Raw genomic sequence first — 16,160 nt, 5'->3', positions numbered from 1 at the left:
GGGCTCGGGCCGGTGCGGGCCCGGGCTCGGGCCGGTGCGGGCCCGGGCTCGGGCCGGTGCGGGCCCGGGCTCGGGCCGGTGCGCGCCCGGGCTCGGGCCGGTCCTGGGCCGATCCGCTCCGGGCCCGCACGGCGGCTCGGCCGCCTCCGGGTCAGCCGAGCCGCTTGTAGAACAGGGTGGTGGCCCGCAGCGTGCCGCCGGGGTCGGCCGCGAAGTCCGGGACGACCCCGGCCGCGGTCCAGCCGGCCGCGCGGTAGAGCCGTTCGGCGGGGCTGCCGGTCTCGGTGTCGAGGACGAGCAGGGTGAGGCCGGTGGCCGCGGCGTGGGCCTCGGCGGCGGCCAGGAGCCGGGGTCCGAGGCCGCGGCCGCGGGCGTCGCTGTGCACGACCAGCTTGGCGATCTCGCCCCGGTGCCGCCCGTTGGCCTTGCCGTCCCGGACCAGGGTGACCGCCCCGAGCACCTCGCCTCCGGGGCCGCACGCCGCCCAGACCTCGTGGGTGGCGGCCGCGGCGGACCACCAGGCCGCTGCCTCCACGGCGTCCAGGGGTGCCAGGAAGCCGAGGGAGGCTCCTTGGGCCACCGCGTCCACGAGGAGGGCCCCGAGGCCCTCAGGGGCCCGCTGGAGCACTTCCTCGGGCGCGAGCGGTCGGATGGTGCCGTCGTGTGCGTTCATACGGGCGAGCCTCACATGTGCGTGTTACGTACACGTGTCCGGCGGCTCAGGCGGCCGGGGGCTAGCCGAGGAAGTCCCGCGCGATGTTCGCCGCGACCCGCTCCAGGAGGGGCCCCGCGTTCGCCATGGACTTCGCGGGTTCGGGCTCCAGGTCGGTCAGCGGGTAGGCGCGCCGGATCCCGGCGGCGCCCAGGGCCTCGGGGGCCAGGGCGAGGCGTCCGCACACCGCGACGACCTCCTTGCCGGCCGCGCGGGCCGCGGCGGCGACGCCCGCAGGGGCCTTCCCGTGCAGGGTCTGCTCGTCGAGGGAGCCCTCGCCGGTGATGACGAGGGTCGCGCGCTCCAGGGCCGGGGCGAAGCCCAGCACGTCCAGCATCAGCTCGATGCCGGGACGGAAGCTCGCGTCGAGGAGCAGCGCGCCGTAACCGATGCCGCCGGCGCCGCCGGCGCCCGGGGAGGCGGCCAGCTCGGCGGCCTTGGGCCCGATGGCCTCCTCCAGGATCCGGGCGTAGTGCCCGAGGGCCGCGTCCAGGGTCGCCACGTCCTCAGGGGTGGCGCCCTTCTGCGGCCCGTACACCGCGGCGCAGCCCTTCGGGCCGGTGAGCGGGTTGTCCACGTCGCTGGCGAGGACGAGGTCCACGGCGGCGAAGCGCGGGTCGACGCCGGACAGGTCGGCGGAGGCCAGGCCCGCGAGGGCGCCGCCGCCGGGGCCGACCGGGGCGCCGTCCGCGTCCAGGAAGACCGCGCCGAGCGCGGCGAGCATGCCGGCTCCGCCGTCGGTGGTGGCGCTGCCGCCCACACCGAAGACGATCGAGGTGGCACCGGCGTCGAGGGCCGCGCGCAGCAGCTCGCCGGAGCCGTAGGTGGTGGCGGTGAGCGGCGCGAAGACCCCGGCCGGCAGGAGCTGGAGGCCGGAGGCCTCCGCCATCTCCACCACCGCCGTGGTCCCGCGCAGCGCGAACGCCGCGGTGACGGGCTCGCCGAGCGGCCCGGTCACGGTGACCTCATGGCGCTCGAATCCGGCCGCCACCGCGGCCGCGACGGTGCCGTCGCCGCCGTCCGCGACGGGCAGTGTCTCCACTTCGAGCTCCGGGACGACCTGTCGCAGGCCGGCCGTGACCCGCTCGGCGACCTGTACGGCCGTGAGCGAACCCTTGAACTTGTCAGCCGCGACCAGTACGCGTGCGACCTCAGTTACTGCTCCGTCCGTCACCTTGCATCCCTTGCTTTCGAACAGGCAGTCGCGCCGAGGCCGACCCTATCCGCACGGCAAGACGGCGTGCCACCCCCTGATAAAGCGAAATTCCGCACCATAGTGGGCCATCATGAGTACGGAACTGATCGATCAAACATCAGCAGAAGGCCCTGGTCCCGCCCCTTCTCCCGGTCCCGACGGGAAACTCATCGCCATCGGAATGGCGGTCGTGGTCGGCGTGGTGGGCTGGGCAGCGCTCGGCAAGGAATCCTTCGACAGTGCTTCGTCCTCCGCCCTGAACTGGGTCCTCTCGAATTTCGCCTGGCTCTTCGTCACCGCCGCCGACGTCTTCCTGGTGCTGTGCGTGGTGATCGCGCTGAGTCGCTACGGGCGGATCCGGCTCGGCGCCGACGACTCGGAGCCGGAGTTCACCGATCTGGCCTGGATCGCGATGATGTTCAGCGCCGGCATGGGCATCGGTCTGATGTTCTACGGGGTGGGCGAACCGCTCCAGCACTTCCTGAGTCCGCCCCCGGCGAGCGGGGTGCCGCCCCAGTCCGGCGCGGCGGCCCGTACGGCCCTGGAGTACTCGTTCTTCCACTGGACGCTGACCCCGTGGGCGATCTACGGCATCGCGGGCCTCGCCCTGGCGTACGCGGGCTTCCGCAAGGGGCGCGGCAACACCCTCAGCGCCGCCTTCGTGCCGCTGATGGGCGAGCGCCGGGCGCGGTCCTGGCCAGGGAAGGCGATCGACCTGCTGGCCGTCTTCGCGACGGTCTTCGGCACGGCGACCAGCCTGGGGCTGGGTGCCCTCCAGGTCTCCGAGGGCCTGAACCTGACGATGGGCGTGAAGGACTCCACGGCCACCGAGCTGATCATCATCGTGTCGCTGTCGGCGGCCTTCGTGCTGTCGGCCTTCTCGGGCCTGCACAAGGGCGTGAAGTGGCTCTCCACGCTGAACATCGTCCTCGCCGGGTGCATGGCGCTCTTCGTCTTCCTGATCGGCCCGACCGTCTACATCCTCGACACCATCCCCGCCTCGGTGGGCGGCTACCTGCACCAGCTGCTGCCGATGGCCAGCCGTACCGGCGCGTTCACGGACCGGACGTGGCTGGGCGCGTGGACGATCTTCTACTGGGCGTGGTGGCTGTCCTGGGCCCCGTTCGTCGGCACCTTCATCGCCCGGATCTCGCGCGGCCGGACCGTCCGCGAGTTCCTGCTCGGGGTGCTGCTCGTGCCGTCGGGGGCGACGGTCATCTGGTTCTGCGTGATGGGCAGCACCGCGATCCGGCTCCAGTCCACCGGCGAGGCGGACCTGGCGACGTCGGTCAAGGACGGCCCGGAGGCCGCGCTGTTCGCGATGCTCGACGCGCTGCCGATCGGCACGGTCACCTCGTACCTGGCGATGCTCCTGGTGATGACGTACTTCGTGACCAGCGCCGACTCGGCCTCCCTGGTGATGGGCTCGCTGACCAGCCGGGGCGCGCTGGACCCGCCGACCTGGCTCGTGGTGGCCTGGGGCGTGCTGATGGCCGCGGTCGCGGCGGTGCTGCTGGTGGCGGGCGGGCTCAGCTCGCTGCAGACGGCGACGATCCTGGTCGCGCTGCCCTTCGTCCTGGTGATGCTGGGGCTGTGCTGGGCGCTCCTGAAGGAGCTCCGGGAGGACCCGGGCGCGGGCCCGGCCCGCCACCAGGCGCTGCACGGGGTACGGGACGCGGTCCGCGCGGCGGTCGGCGAGGCGATCAGCGAGCAGGGGGCGTCCCGGCACCACCGGCTGCGCCGGGCGGCGAAGTCCCGCTCGGGCGCGGAGGACGAATGAGCACGGGGGCGGGGGCGAGGGCGAGGGCGAGGGCGAGGGCGAGGGCGAGGGCGAGGGCGAGGGCGAGGGCGAGGGCGAGGGCGATTGAGGATGGTCCGGGCGGCCAGGGCGACGGTCCGGGGACGACCGAGCAGGCCGAGGAACGCCGGCGGCGGCCGCTGAAGACCTCTGACGGACGCTGACGGACGCTGACTGCCGCTGACGGCTTCTGACCGGCCGTCCGGCGACCGGGGAGGACCGGCGGAACGATCCCTCGGGGCCGCGCGGGTGCGTCGGCGCGCGGCCCGGCGGCGCATTCGGTAGACCGGTGCCATGGGCCTCCTCAAGCACAGCGAACTCGCCGACCGGATCCTCGGCGGCTGGACGGGGCGGATCGCCGGGAACATGCTCGGCAAGCCGGTCGAGCGCGGCGACCACTGGACGCCCGAGCGGATCGACGCCTACCTGCGCCTGACCGACGCCCTGCCGCTCACCGACTACCTGCCGCCGCCGCCCGCCGGAGCGGACGGCTTCGAGCTGCGGCCCGAGTGGCCGCAGTGCGTCCGCGGCCGGATCAACGGCAGCTGCCGGGACGACGACATCGACTACTCGATCCTGGGCCTGCACCTCCTGGAGACGCGGGGCTTCGCCTTCACCACGGAGCAGGTCGGCGAGGTGTGGCTGCTGCGGCTGCCGTACCTGCAGACCTTCACGGCCGAGCGGGTCGCGTACCGCAACCTCGCCAACGGGCTGAAGCCGCCGCTGACGGCCACCTACGACAACCCGCACCAGGAGTGGATCGGCGCGCTGATCCGGGCGGACGTCTACGGCTGGACCTCCCCCGGCGATCCGCGCCGGGCCGCCTCGCTGGCCCGCCGGGACGCGGTCCTCTCGCACACGGGCAACGGGGTGTACGGGGCGATGTGGGCGGCCGCCCTGGTCGCCGCCGCCTTCACCGCGCCCGGCCCGCGCGACGCCCTGGAGACCGCGCTGGACCGCGTCCCCGCCGGCAGCCGGCTCGCCCGGGTGGTGCGGCACACGATGGCCCTGCACGAGGCGGGTCTGGAGTGGTCCGAGACCCTCGCCGAGCTCCGGAAGGACACCGGCGGGCTCGGCTGGATCCACACCGTGCCGAACGCCGCCGTGCTCACCGCCGGACTCCTCTACGGGGAGGGCGACTTCACCCGCACCATCACGCTCACCGTGCGCGGCGGCCTGGACACCGACTCCAACGGGGCGACGGCCGGCTCGGTGGCGGGGGTGCTGTGCGGGGCGGCGGCGATCCCTGCGCAGTGGTCGGAGCCGCTGCGCGACCGGGTGCGCAGCGCGGTGTCCGGCTTCGACGGCGTACGGATCGGCGAGCTGGCCGAACGGACCCTGCGGCTGGCTACGCTGACGGGATGACGACCTCCGAATCCTCCACGTACGCCGCGTACATCGCGGGCCTGCCCCGTGTCCTGGCCGGCGCGGCCGCCCTGTTCCGCGACGCCGACGGCCGCATCCTCGTCGTCGAGCCGAACTACCGGGAGGGCTGGACGCTGCCGGGCGGCACGATCGAGTCCGACACGGGCGAGACGCCCCGCCAGGCGGCCCGCCGCGAGACGGCCGAGGAGATCGGCCTCGACCTGGAGCTGGGCGCGCTGCTCGTGGTCGACTGGGTCCACGGGGCGGCCCGGCCGCCGGTCGTGGCGTACGTGTACGACGGCGGCGTCCTGTCGGAATCCGCCTTCGCGGCGATCCGCCTCCAGGAGGAGGAACTGCTCTCCTGGAAGCTGATCGACCCCTCCGAGGCCACCGCCCACCTGCCGGGCGCCCTCGGCCTCCGCGTCCTGGCCGCCCTCGACGTCCTGGCCGCGGGCCACGGTCCGGCGGAGCTGGAGAACGGCCGCGTGGCGCGCTGAGCCGCGCGGGCGCACCGGCCGGGTTCGCCCTCAGCCACGCTCGGGCTCGGGCGGGGTGAGGCCGCCGGTGCGCACGGGCTCGTCGCGCGAAGCCGTGCGGGCCTCGGTGCGGTGCCCCGGGCGATGTGGTCGCGGACGACCGCCTCGACGGCGTCCTGCGGGCTGCCGACGCCCGCGAGGACCATGACTTCGACGACGAGCCCGGCGTCGAGCGAGATGACGACCTTGACCATGACGCGGAACGTCACACCGGATTATCCGCTCGCGTGAGCCGTTCGGGCCGCTCTACGCTCGCGACATGACCATGGTCGCGATCCTCAGCGGAGCCGGAATCTCCACCGACTCGGGCATTCCCGACTACCGGGGGCCCGACGGGCTGTGGCGGCGCGACCCGGGGGCCGAGCGGCTCGTCACCTACGAGCCGTACATGACCGACCCGGAGATCCGCCGGCGCTCGTGGCGGATGCGGCTCGACGGGCCGGTCCTGCGGGCCGAGCCGAACGCGGCGCACCACGCGATCGCGGCCTTCGGGAGGACCGGGCACGCGCTGCGGGTCGTCACGCAGAACGTGGACGGGCTGCACCAGGCCGCCGGGGTACCGGAGCGCAAGGTGCTCGAACTGCACGGCTCGGCGCGGTCGGTGGTGTGCACCGCGTGCCACGCCCGGTCGTCGATGGCCGAGGCCCTGGACCGGGTGCGGGGCGGCGAGGACGACCCGGCCTGTCGGGTGTGCGGCGGGATCCTCAAGTCGGCGACGGTGATGTTCGGGCAGCGGCTCGATCCCAAAGTGCTCGGTGACGCGATGTCCGTCGCCAAGGCGGCGGAGGTGTTCATCGCCGTCGGCACGAGTCTGCAGGTGCAGCCGGCCGCCTCCCTCGCGGGGATCGCGGCGGAGCACGGGGCCCGGCTGATCGTCGTGAACGCCGAGCCCACGCCGTACGACCCGCTGGCGGACGAGGTGGTGCGGGAGCCGATCGGGACGGCGCTGCCCGCGCTGCTGGAGCGCCTGCGCTAGAAGCTAGAAGAGGGTGTCCTCGCGGCCCGACTCGAAGGCGAGCAGGCGCTTCTTGCGGTCCAGGCCACCGCCGTACCCCGTCAGGGAGCCGCCGGCGCCGATGACGCGGTGGCAGGGGACGATCAGGGAGACCGGGTTCTTGCCGTTGGCCAGGCCCACCGCGCGGGAGGCACCGGGGTTGCCGAGGGCCTCGGCGAGTTCGCCGTACGTCCGGGTCTCCCCGTACGGGATGAGGCGCAGCTGCTCCCAGACGCGCAGCTGGAACGGGGTGCCGATCAGACGCAACGGCAGCTCGAACTCGGTGAGTTCGCCGGCGAAGTAGGCGTCGAGCTGGCGGATCGCCTCGGCGAAGGGGCGGGGGTCGGGCGAGCCGAAGGTGTCCTCCGCCGGGCGGTGGCGCTGGTCGGTCATGTGGACGCGGCTGAGGACTCCGTCGACGGCGACCAGGGTCAGCGCGTCGTAGGGACTGTCCACGACCGTGTGCTGGACAGTGGGCATGAGCGGGGTTCCTTACGCGGGGAGATGGTTGACCGGGTGGGCGTCGGTGGCCCAGAGGTACTGGACCGCGTAGGCGCGCCAGGGCCGCCAGCGGGCGGCACGGGCGGTGAGCGCGGCGGGGGTGGCGGGCAGTCCGAGGCCCTGGGCGGCGCGGCGGACGCCGAGGTCGCCGGGGAGGAAGGCGTCGGGGTCGCCGAGCGCGCGCATCGCGATGACCTCGGTGGTCCACGGGCCGAAGCCGGGCAGGCCGAGGAGCCGGGCCCGGGCCTCGGCCCAGTCGCTCTCCGGGCCCAGGGTCAGGCTGCCGTCGGCGAGCGACGCGACGAGGGTGAGCAGGGTGGCGCGGCGGCTGCGGGGCAGCGCGAGGGTCTCCGGGTCGAGCCCGGCGAGCGCCTCGGGGGCCGGGAAGAGGTGGGTGAGGCCGCCCTCGGGGTCGTCGACGGGGACGCCGTGCGCGGTGACCAGGCGGGCCGCGTGGGTGCGGGCGGCGGCCGTGGACACCTGCTGGCCGAGCACCGCCCGTACGGCGAACTCGGCGGCGTCCACGGTGCGCGGCACCCGCCGTCCGGGCGCCGCGTCGACGAGCGGGGCGAGCAGCGGGTCGGCGCGCAGCTGTCCGTCGACGGCGACGGGGTCGGCGTCGAGGTCGAGCAGCCAGCGGCAGCGGCTGATGGCGTGGGTGAGGGCGCGCGGGTCGGTGAGGGAGAGCCGGCACAGGACGTGGTCGGGGCGGGGCGCGAGGGCGACGATCCCGTGTCCGTACGGCAGGGCGAGCGTCCTGCGGTAGGCGCCGTCGCGCCACTCCTCGACGCCGGGGACGGCGGTCGCGGCGAGGTGGCCGAAGAGGTTGGACGGGTTGAGCGGGGCGCGGAACGGCAGCCGGAGGGTGATCGCGCCGGGGGTGAGGGCGGGCGCGGTGCGCGCGCGGCCGGCGCGGGCGCGGAGTTCGCCGGGGGTGAGGGCGAAGACCTCGCGGACGGTGTCGTTGAAGGTGCGGACGGAGGAGAAGCCGGCCGCGAAGGCGATCTCGGCCATCGGCAGCGCGGTGGTCTCGATGAGCAGCCGCGCGGTCTGGGCGCGCTGGGCGCGGGCGAGCGCGAGCGGCCCGGCGCCGAGCTCGGCGAGCAGCTGCCGCTCGATCTGGCGGGCGGAGTAGCCGAGCCGGGCGGCGAGTCCCGGTACGCCCTCCCGGTCCACGACGCCGTCCCGGATGAGCCGCATGGCGCGGGCGACGGCGTCGGCCCGCACGTCCCACTGGGGCGAGCCGGGGCTGGTGTCGGGGCGGCAGCGCTTGCAGGCCCGGAACCCGGCCCGCTGGCAGGAGGCGGCGCTGGGGTGGAACTCCATGTTCTCGTCCTTGGGCGGGACGGCCGGGCAGCTGGGCCGGCAGTAGATCCGAGTGGTGCGGACGGCGGTGAAGAAGACGCCGTCGAAGCGGGCGTCCTTCGACCGGACGGCCCGCACGCAGCGCTCGGTGTCGGTGTGCATGGGTCAAGGATCGGTGATCGACGGCGGTCGGGGCTGGCGAGAAAACGACATCAACGTCCGCCGGCGTCGGCCTCCGCGAGCGCCAGGGCGAAGACGGCGTAGGCGGCCGTGTCGTAGAGCACGAAGCGGACCTCCCGGACGGGCGCGGTGGCCTCCTCGCGGACGGTGCGGATCGCGATGCGGGCGGCGTCCTCCATGGGCCAGCGGTAGACCCCGGTGGAGACGGCGGGGAAGGCGACCGTCTCGGCGCCCAGCTCGGCGGCCAGCCGGAGGGATTCGGCGTAGCAGGAGGCCAGCAGCTCCGAGCGGTCCTCTTCCGTGCTGTGCACGGGGCCGACGGTGTGGACGACCCAGCGGGCGGCGAGGTCACCGGCGGTGGTGGCGACGGCGCGCCCGGTGGGCAGGCCGCGGCCGTAGTGCCCGGCGCGCAGGGCGCGGCACTCGGCGAGGACGGCGGGCCCGCCCCTGCGGTGGATCGCGCCGTCCACTCCCCCGCCGCCGAGCAGCGAGGAGTTGGCGGCGTTGACGATGACGTCGGCGTGTTGGTGGGTGATGTCGCCGAGGACGAGGACGATCGCGGGCCGGAAGGTCATGCCTCCATCCTCCCGCCCCGGCCCCCGGCCCCGCACCTGGTCTGCCCGCGGCGGCCGGCGGCCTCGCGGCTACCGTCCGACGGGGGTGCGCAGTCTGCGCCAGACCGCCTTCGCCGCGTTGTGGCCGGACATGCCGTGGACGCCGGGGCCGGGCGGGGTGGCGGAGGAGCAGAGGAAGACCGCGGGGTGCGGGGTGGAGTAGGGGAAGAGGGACAGCTTGGGGCGCAGCAGCAGCTGGAGGCCGCGGGCCGCGCCGCAGGCGATGTCGCCGCCGACGTAGTTGGCGTTGCGTTCGGCCAGCTCGGGCGGGCCCGCGGTGGCACGGGCGAGGACCAGGTCGCGGAAGCCGGGGGCGAAGCGCTCGATCTGCCGCTCGATGGCGTCGGTGAGGTCGCCCCGCCAGCCGTTGGGGACGTGGCCGTAGACCCAGAAGACGTGCTTGCCCTCGGGCGCGCGGCCGGGGTCGACGAGGCTGGGCTGGGCGGCGATGAGGAACGGCGTGTCGGGGGCCGTGCCGGAGGAGGCCTGGCGCAGGGCGGTGCCGATCTCCCCCGCGGTGGGGCCGATCTGGACGGTGCCGGCGCGGCGCGCGGCCTCGGCGGTCCACGGCACGGGGCCCGAGAGCGCGTAGTCGATCTTGAAGGCGCTGGCGCCGTAGCGGTAGGCGTCGTAGTGGCCGCCGAGGCCCGCGATCCGGGCGAGCGCGGTGGGCGAGGTGTCGAAGACGTACGCGCGGGCCGGCGGCAGGTCGTCGAGCCGCTTGACCTCGTAGTCGGTGTGGACGGCGCCGCCGAGCTCCGTCAGGTACGAGGTGAGGGCGTCGGAGACGGACTGGGAGCCGCCCCGCGGCAGCGGCCAGCCGCCCGCGTGCGCGGCCAGCGCGAAGACCAGGCCGACCGCGCCGGTGGCGAAGCCCTCCAGCGGGGCGATGACGTGGCCGACCAGGCCGGCGAACAGGGCGCGCGCCTTGTCGTCGCGGAAGCGGCGGGTCAGCCAGGTGGACGGCGGGAGTCCGGCGAGTCCGAAGCGGGCGAGGGTGACCGGGTCGCGGGGCAGCGCCGTCAGCGGCAGCTGCATGAAGTCCGCGGCGAGGGTGTCCCATTTGCCGAGGAAGGGCGCGACGAGCCGCCGGTAGGTGCCGGCGTCGCGCGGCCCGAAGGAGGCGGCGGTCTCGGCGACGGAGCGGGAGAGGACGGCCGCGGTGCCGTCGTCCCAGGGGTGGGCCATGGGCAGCGCGGGGTGCAGCCACTCCAGGCCGTGGCGGTCCAGCGGCATCGTCTTGAAGACGGGCGATCCGGCGCCCAGCGGGTGCACGGCCGAGCAGGGGTCGTGGCGGAAGCCGGGGAGGGTCAGCTCCTCGGTCCGGGCTCCGCCGCCCACGGTGGACTTCGCCTCGAAGACCGCGACGGAGAATCCGCGCCGCGCGAGCTCCACGGCGGCGGTCAGCCCGTTGGGACCCGCCCCCACGACGACGGCATCGAGCATCGACGGCACCTTCGGACTCCTTCGTCAGCCGATGGCCAGGGATCCCAGCATATGCGCGGCCCCGTAAGGGACTTACCCAGCCCCGAGGAGGGCCCGGATCCGCTGGGCGGTGGCCGTGTCCCGGGCCGCGGTGAACGGCAGCGCGTTGCCCCCGGTGATGCGGAACCGGTCGCCGGTGAGGGTGAGATCGGTGCCGCCGGCCTCCTCGACGAGGAGCAGCCCGGCGGCGTGGTCCCAGGCGTACTCCCAGGAGAAGGCGACGGCGTCGAGCTCGCCCTTGGCTACGGCCAGGTACTCCAGGCCCGCCGAGCCGCAGGGACGGGGGCGGACGCCGTCGGTGCGCAGTCCGAGCAGGGCGCGCTTCTGGTCGGGAGTGGTGTAGTCGGGGTGCGAGGTGGCGACGTCCAGGGCCGCTCCCGGGGCGGGCGCGCCGGAACGTATGGGCGCGCCGTTCACGGTGGCGCCGCGGCCGCGGACCGCGACGGCCAGCTCCTCCAGGACGGGCGCGTAGGTCCAGGAGGCGATCAGCTCGCCGTACCGGGCGAGGGCGACCAGGGTGCAGAAGCCGGCCTCGCCCTGCACGAACTGGCGGGTGCCGTCCACGGGGTCGACGATCCAGACGGGGGCGTCGCCCTTGAGCGCCTCGTAGACCTCGGGGTCGGCGTGCACGGCCTCCTCGCCGACGACGACGGAGCCGGGGAGCAGGGCGGTGAGGGAGGCGGTCAGGTGGGCCTCGGCGTTCCGGTCCGCGACGGTGACCAGGTCGTGCGGCCCGTTCTTCTCGACGATCTCCTCCGCGCCGAGCTGCCGGAAGCGCGGCATGATCTCTTCGGCGGCGGCCTTGCGGACCGCCTCCTCCACCTCGGCCGTACCTCCGGCGAGGACGTGCTCGAGGAAGGCTGCGGTGACTGCGCTGGCCGTTGCGGCTGCGCTGGCTGCGGTCTCGGCGTATCCGGTCATGTGACCAGCCAAGCACACCCGGCTGACATTCCGGAGGCCCCGTGGCGACCTGTGGACAACCGGAGGACGACCTGCCGGCCGCGAGTACGCTTTGATCGAGTTCACCCCTTACTTCCAGGGAGGGTCCCGTGCACGGCGAGTACAAGGTTCCGGGCGGCAAGCTGGTCGTCGTCGACCTCGACGCGGAGGACGGCGTCCTGCGCCGGGTCCGGGTCGCGGGCGACTTCTTCCTGGAACCGGACGAGGCGATCCTGGCGATCGACCGCGCCCTGGAGGGTGCCCCGGCCGACACGGACGCCGCCGGTCTCGCCGCCCGCATCGACGCGGCGCTGCCGCCCGGGACGCAGATGTACGGGCTGACCACGGAGGGCATCGGGGTGGCGGTCCGGCGGGCCCTCGCGCACGCCACGGACTGGACCGACTACGACTGGCAGCTGATCCACGAGCCGCCGCAGTCCCCCGCCCTGCACATGGCGCTCGACGAGGTCCTGACCGCAGAGGTCGCGGCGGGCCGCCGTCCGCCGACCCTGCGGGTGTGGGAGTGGGGCTCCCCCGCCGTCGTCATCGGCAGCTTCCAGTCGCTGCGCAACGAGGTGGACCCGGAGGCGGCGGAGCGGCACGGCATCGAGGTGGTGCGCCGGATCAGCGGCGGCGGGGCCATGTTCATCGAGCCGGGCAACACCATCACGTACTCGCTGTCGGTCCCCGACGCCCTGGTCCAGGGCCTGTCCTTCACCGACAGCTACGCGTATCTGGACGACTGGGTGCTGGGGGCGCTCGGCGACATGGGCGTCAAGGCCTGGTACCAGCCGCTCAACGACATCGCCACCGAGGCCGGCAAGATCGCCGGGGCCGCGCAGAAGCGGATGGTGGCGGGCGACGGCGCGGTGCTGCACCACGTGACCATGGCGTACGACATCGACGCCGACAAGATGACCGAGGTGCTGCGCATCGGCCGGGAGAAGCTGTCCGACAAGGGCACCAAGAGCGCCAAGAAGCGGGTGGACCCGCTGCGCCGCCAGACCGGGCTGCCCCGGGAGGCGGTCATCGACCGGATGGTCGCCTCCTTCCGCTCCCGTTACGGCCTGTCCGAGGGCACGGTCACGGAGGAGGAGCTGACCCGCGCGAAGGAGCTCGCGGAGACGAAGTTCGCCACCCCGGAGTGGATCGCCCGGGTGCCGTGAGGCGGGATCCAGGATCCGGGGGGGCACGGTGCCGCGGACCGGCCGGGCCGGCTCCGGCGGCCCGGCCGGGGCCGCCCCGGACCGGCCTCAGGTGCGGGCGACGAGGATGAACTCGTTGTACGGGAAGACCCGGCCGAGCGAGCGCGCGAAGGGGAACGAGTAGGTGCGGTCGATGGTCAGGCCCACCTTCTCCGCGTGCCCGCGCAGCCCCTCGAAGTCGACGAAGCGGACGTGGGTGGCGTCCGTCTTGTAGCCGGCCTCCTGCGGCGTGATGAGGACGACCGAGCCGCCCGGCTTCACCAGCGGCAGGTACTGCTCCAGGATCGAGTTCGCGAGGGACTCGTCCATGTGCTCCAGGACGTGGGCGCACAGCAGCGAGTCGAAGGAGCCGGGGCCGCAGTCCGGGGCGGCGGCGAGCTCGTCGGGCGTGTAGGCGGTGAGGCCCCGCTCGCGACAGGTCTCGACCGAGGTCGCGTTGTGGTCGACACCGACGCTGTCGGGACCGCAGTTCAGCAGGTTGCGCCCGAGGCCGCAGCCCACGTCGAGCACCCGGCCGAGACCGAGGCGCTTGAGGTTCCACCGGTAGGGGGCCTGTGTCGGCAACAGCCGCTTGATCCCCGAGGTCTCGAGCCGCGCGAGCCGCTGGGTGTAGTCGGATGACTCCGTGCCGGACATGTGATGACCGCCTTCGTTGCGTCGTATGAACGCAGAACGACACCGTGGGAAGCGAGTTACGGAGGCGGAGGCCCGTCCGGACACGGGCAGGCGCCGGACCGGGGCACGCCTTCGTGTCTCGGTATGTGGAGGCTATGGCAACGGGAGGGCCTGGTCCAGGGTTCACGGCGCGTCGTCGTGATCAGTGCCGCCGGGGGGGCCGCAGGGGGAGACCGGCCGAGGACGTGGACCTCGCCCTCGTCCGCCCGCTCCAGGCCGACCACGATCCGCGCGGTGGCGGTCTTGCCGGAGCCCGGCTCGCCGACGATGCCCAGCGATCCACCCGGCGGCAGCGTGAACGACACGTCGTCGACGGCCTGCACGGCCCCGTAGGCGCGGCGCAGTCCCTTGACGACCAGCACGGGCTCGGCGGCCGGGCGACGGGGACCCGGCCGACGGGTGAACGGGCCCCCGGGTGCTCAGGCGCGGTTCAGGGTGAGGCCCAGGCCGGGGAGGGTCATGGTGCGGTCGGTGACGACGACGTCGGTCGCGGTGAAGCGTGCGGAGCGCAGGCGGTCGCGGACGAAGTCGCGCAGCGCGGGGGGCTGGGCGTCGAGGGCGTCGAGGACGGACCGCGGGACCTCGACCGTGCCGTAGAAGGTGCGGGGCTGGGAGCCGAGGCCCGGGGCCTGGACGGTCTGGCGCAGGCCGTCGACGGTGTGCAGCGTGACGGTGAGCGTACGGTCGCCGGCCTGGAGGAGCAGCGGGGTGGACTCGACGGCGAGATCGAACTCGGCTACTCGGACGCCGAGTTGCCCCTGGGTGCCGGCGTAGTCGTAGGGCGACGGCGCCGCGAGGGTGTCCGTGGAGCGGTCGTCGGGGGTGTTCTGGAGGAGGCGGCCGCGGAGGGGCTCGCCCGTCTCGGTGAAGCTCCACCCGGCGGCGGTCAGCGCCTTGTGCCAGTACCCGGTGACGCCGTGCGCCCGCCCCTCGACGCGCAGTTCGCGGGCGTCCGAGCCCCGGCCGGTCTTGTGGACGGAGATCCGGTCGGTGACCTCCCCGGAGGCGGGGACCTTGGGCTGGTGGACCCAGTCGGGCGCCGGCAGTTGGATCTTCGGGAACACCGCCCCGCGCTGGTCCTCGTAGGAGTAGCCGAAGAAGACGGGGTCGGAGCCCGCGATGTCGAAGTCGTACAGGCGCGTGTACAGGTCGCCGTAGCGGTTGACGACGAGCGAGGTGGAGGCCGCGGTGGACAGCGCCTCGGCCCGGAAGCGGCCGCGGTGCGGGGTGGCCATCTCGTAGCTGTGGTCGGCGGGGAGCCAGGGGTCGACGTACGTGATCCGGCTTCCGTCGGGGCTGAGCGCGAAGACGTGGGAGACCTTCGCGCCGCCGACCGGGTGGTCGTTGCCGGCCGTGTCGCGCCACACCTGGTCCTCGCCGGGCGAGAGCACCGACCAGGTCCAGCGGGTCGAGCCGTACGGGACGGTGTTGCCGTCACCCAGCCACAGCGGGGCGCCGTAGCGGTAGGTCCAGTTCCAGGTCCAGGGGGCGTTGAGGGCGTGGTCCATCGTGTAGATGCGGCCGCCGTCGTCGAGCGCGACGAGCTCGTCGTCGTCGACGGAGATGCCCGTGACGCGGCCGGCCAGGCAGTCGGGCAGGGCCATGGTGCGCCACTCCCCCGCGGCCGTCGCCTTCTTCACGTACATGCGCCCGTCGCGCAGCGCGAAGGACCAGCGCCGGTTGAAGGTCTCGGCGGTGCCTCGGAGGAAGACCTGCGGCGGCAGGTCGACGGTCGCCGGCGGCAACGCGGACAGGCCGAGGGTGCCGTCCCCCGGTACGAGGTCGGCCAGTCCGGCGGTGCCGACCGGCCGGCACGGGCCGTCGGCCGCCGCCGCGGGGGCGGCGGGGGCGAGGGCCCCGACGGCGAGGAGGGTCGCGGCGAGGGTGTGACGCAGCATGTCAGATCCATCCCAGGGAGATGAAGACGATGAGGGCGAGGGCGTCCAGGCCGAGCAGCGCGCCGACGGCGAGCGCCTTGGAGCGGACCTTGGGCAGGTCGTGGACCCAGTAGCTCACCAGGAAGAACGGCAGGTACCCCACCAGCCAGACCAGCAGCGGCATTCCGGCCCGCCACCACGACCACTCCCAGGTGAGCGCGCCCATGGCGTTGAGGGCGATCTCGACGACGACCGCCGCGGCGGCCCCCGCGCCGGCGAGCACCCAGCGGTTGGGCAGGCCGAGCACCCGCAGGTTCCGGTCGGTCGGCAGCAGCTTGGCCGCGACGACGCCGAACACCGCGAACATGAAGCAGATCTCGATGTTCAGCCCGATGAGGACGAGGTACGCCGACTCCCCGCCCGGCGCTCCCCACACGGGGGCGCGTCCGGTGAAGTGGAAGACCAGCGCGTTCCAGATCTCGTTGAACCAGTCCATGCCCCAGAAGGCCAGGCCCGCGAAGAAGACGTTCCAGTTCCGCCGCTCGACCTCGACGGCGTACACGTACAGGACGATCAGCAGGAGCGGGATGACGTACCACTGGAAGGCACTTGTGTCACGCAGGTGCTCCCACGCGGTACGGGAGGCGTCGGTCACGGAGCGGACTCCTTCACTCACTCGGTCGGCCGATGGGCCAGGAGCTGGAGTCTCGCAGCGGGCCGCCGAAAAGTTGAAGGGGTGTCAACATTACTTTTGAGTAACTTGACTTGGGGTGACGCGA

The 16,160-nt window shown here is 74.0% G+C and carries 16 protein-coding genes and 1 pseudogene; 5 read left to right on the top strand and 12 right to left on the bottom strand.

Annotation, left to right across the window (positions count from 1 at the left end; all coding sequences use genetic code 11):
• Window positions 1–151: 151 nt before the first annotated feature.
• A complete protein-coding gene (locus OG309_RS30605; RefSeq protein ID WP_329425755.1) occupies window positions 152–673 on the bottom strand; it encodes a GNAT family N-acetyltransferase in 522 nt (173 codons plus the stop codon).
• 61 nt (window positions 674–734) lie between these two features.
• Entirely contained in the window at window positions 735–1,886 is a 1,152-nt protein-coding gene (locus tag OG309_RS30600; protein WP_329425754.1) for a glycerate kinase, read from the bottom strand.
• A 202-nt stretch (window positions 1,887–2,088) separates the two neighbouring features.
• Here OG309_RS30600 and OG309_RS30595 point away from each other — a divergent pair, with 202 nt between their 5' ends.
• The 3 genes from OG309_RS30595 (at window position 2,089) to OG309_RS30585 (ending at window position 5,567) form a co-directional block, all read left to right on the top strand.
• Window positions 2,089–3,687 carry a BCCT family transporter gene (locus OG309_RS30595; RefSeq protein ID WP_329425752.1) on the top strand — a complete coding sequence of 533 codons (1,599 nt, stop codon included), beginning with the start codon at window positions 2,089–2,091 and terminating at the stop codon, window positions 3,685–3,687.
• 312 nt (window positions 3,688–3,999) lie between these two features.
• Complete coding sequence (locus tag OG309_RS30590) at window positions 4,000–5,070, top strand: ADP-ribosylglycohydrolase family protein (RefSeq protein WP_329425751.1); 1,071 nt, start codon at window positions 4,000–4,002, stop codon at window positions 5,068–5,070.
• The gene (locus tag OG309_RS30585) at window positions 5,067–5,567 is read left to right on the top strand and encodes an NUDIX hydrolase (RefSeq protein ID WP_329425749.1); all 501 of its coding nucleotides are present in this window, start codon (window positions 5,067–5,069) and stop codon (window positions 5,565–5,567) included. Before OG309_RS30590 ends, OG309_RS30585 begins: the two co-directional genes overlap by 4 nt.
• Before the next feature lie 30 nt (window positions 5,568–5,597).
• Here OG309_RS30585 and OG309_RS30580 read toward each other — a convergent pair.
• Window positions 5,598–5,800, bottom strand: a pseudogene (locus OG309_RS30580) (DUF2191 domain-containing protein).
• A 65-nt stretch (window positions 5,801–5,865) separates the two neighbouring features.
• Here OG309_RS30580 and OG309_RS30575 point away from each other — a divergent pair.
• The gene (locus tag OG309_RS30575; protein WP_329425747.1) at window positions 5,866–6,582 is read left to right on the top strand and encodes an SIR2 family NAD-dependent protein deacylase; all 717 of its coding nucleotides are present in this window, start codon (window positions 5,866–5,868) and stop codon (window positions 6,580–6,582) included.
• Window positions 6,583–6,585: 3 nt separating this feature from the next.
• Here the strand turns inward: OG309_RS30575 and OG309_RS30570 are convergent, their stop codons facing one another.
• From OG309_RS30570 to OG309_RS30550, 5 genes are all read right to left on the bottom strand, one after another.
• On the bottom strand, window positions 6,586–7,080 hold the full coding sequence (locus OG309_RS30570) for a methylated-DNA--[protein]-cysteine S-methyltransferase (protein ID WP_329425745.1): 495 nt from the start codon (window positions 7,078–7,080) through the stop codon (window positions 6,586–6,588).
• A gap of 12 nt (window positions 7,081–7,092) precedes the next feature.
• Window positions 7,093–8,568, bottom strand: a complete 1,476-nt coding sequence (locus tag OG309_RS30565) for an AlkA N-terminal domain-containing protein (RefSeq protein ID WP_329425743.1) — start codon at window positions 8,566–8,568, stop codon at window positions 7,093–7,095.
• 50 nt (window positions 8,569–8,618) lie between these two features.
• A complete protein-coding gene (locus OG309_RS30560; protein WP_329425741.1) occupies window positions 8,619–9,161 on the bottom strand; it encodes an O-acetyl-ADP-ribose deacetylase in 543 nt (180 codons plus the stop codon).
• 69 nt (window positions 9,162–9,230) lie between these two features.
• Entirely contained in the window at window positions 9,231–10,655 is a 1,425-nt protein-coding gene (locus tag OG309_RS30555) for a phytoene desaturase family protein (RefSeq protein ID WP_329425740.1), read from the bottom strand.
• Window positions 10,656–10,718: 63 nt separating this feature from the next.
• Complete coding sequence (locus tag OG309_RS30550) at window positions 10,719–11,606, bottom strand: inositol monophosphatase family protein (RefSeq protein WP_329425738.1); 888 nt, start codon at window positions 11,604–11,606, stop codon at window positions 10,719–10,721.
• A 128-nt stretch (window positions 11,607–11,734) separates the two neighbouring features.
• Between OG309_RS30550 and OG309_RS30545 the strand changes: the two genes are divergently transcribed.
• Window positions 11,735–12,790 (top strand): lipoate--protein ligase family protein, encoded by a 1,056-nt coding sequence (locus tag OG309_RS30545; protein ID WP_329425737.1) that lies wholly within the window; start codon window positions 11,735–11,737, stop codon window positions 12,788–12,790.
• An 87-nt stretch (window positions 12,791–12,877) separates the two neighbouring features.
• Here OG309_RS30545 and OG309_RS30540 read toward each other — a convergent pair whose 3' ends face one another.
• From OG309_RS30540 to OG309_RS30525, 4 genes are all read right to left on the bottom strand, one after another.
• A complete protein-coding gene (locus OG309_RS30540; RefSeq protein WP_329425735.1) occupies window positions 12,878–13,465 on the bottom strand; it encodes a class I SAM-dependent methyltransferase in 588 nt (195 codons plus the stop codon).
• A gap of 56 nt (window positions 13,466–13,521) precedes the next feature.
• Entirely contained in the window at window positions 13,522–13,809 is a 288-nt protein-coding gene (locus OG309_RS30535; RefSeq protein WP_329428620.1) for an ATP-binding cassette domain-containing protein, read from the bottom strand.
• Between the two features lie 114 nt (window positions 13,810–13,923).
• Window positions 13,924–15,402, bottom strand: coding sequence for a hypothetical protein (locus tag OG309_RS30530; protein ID WP_329425734.1), 1,479 nt, complete (start codon window positions 15,400–15,402; stop codon window positions 13,924–13,926).
• A 1-nt stretch (window position 15,403) separates the two neighbouring features.
• Window positions 15,404–16,036: a hypothetical protein gene (locus OG309_RS30525; RefSeq protein WP_329425732.1), complete on the bottom strand. Its 633-nt coding sequence runs from the start codon at window positions 16,034–16,036 to the stop codon at window positions 15,404–15,406.
• Window positions 16,037–16,160 lie beyond the last annotated feature (124 nt).

It is taken from the genome of Streptomyces sp. NBC_01268 (assembly GCF_036240795.1).
In the GTDB taxonomy this organism is placed as follows: Bacteria; Actinomycetota; Actinomycetes; order Streptomycetales; family Streptomycetaceae; genus Streptomyces.
Note: the sequence above shows the minus strand (reverse complement) of the source record. Positions and strands in the feature narration are given on the sequence as shown.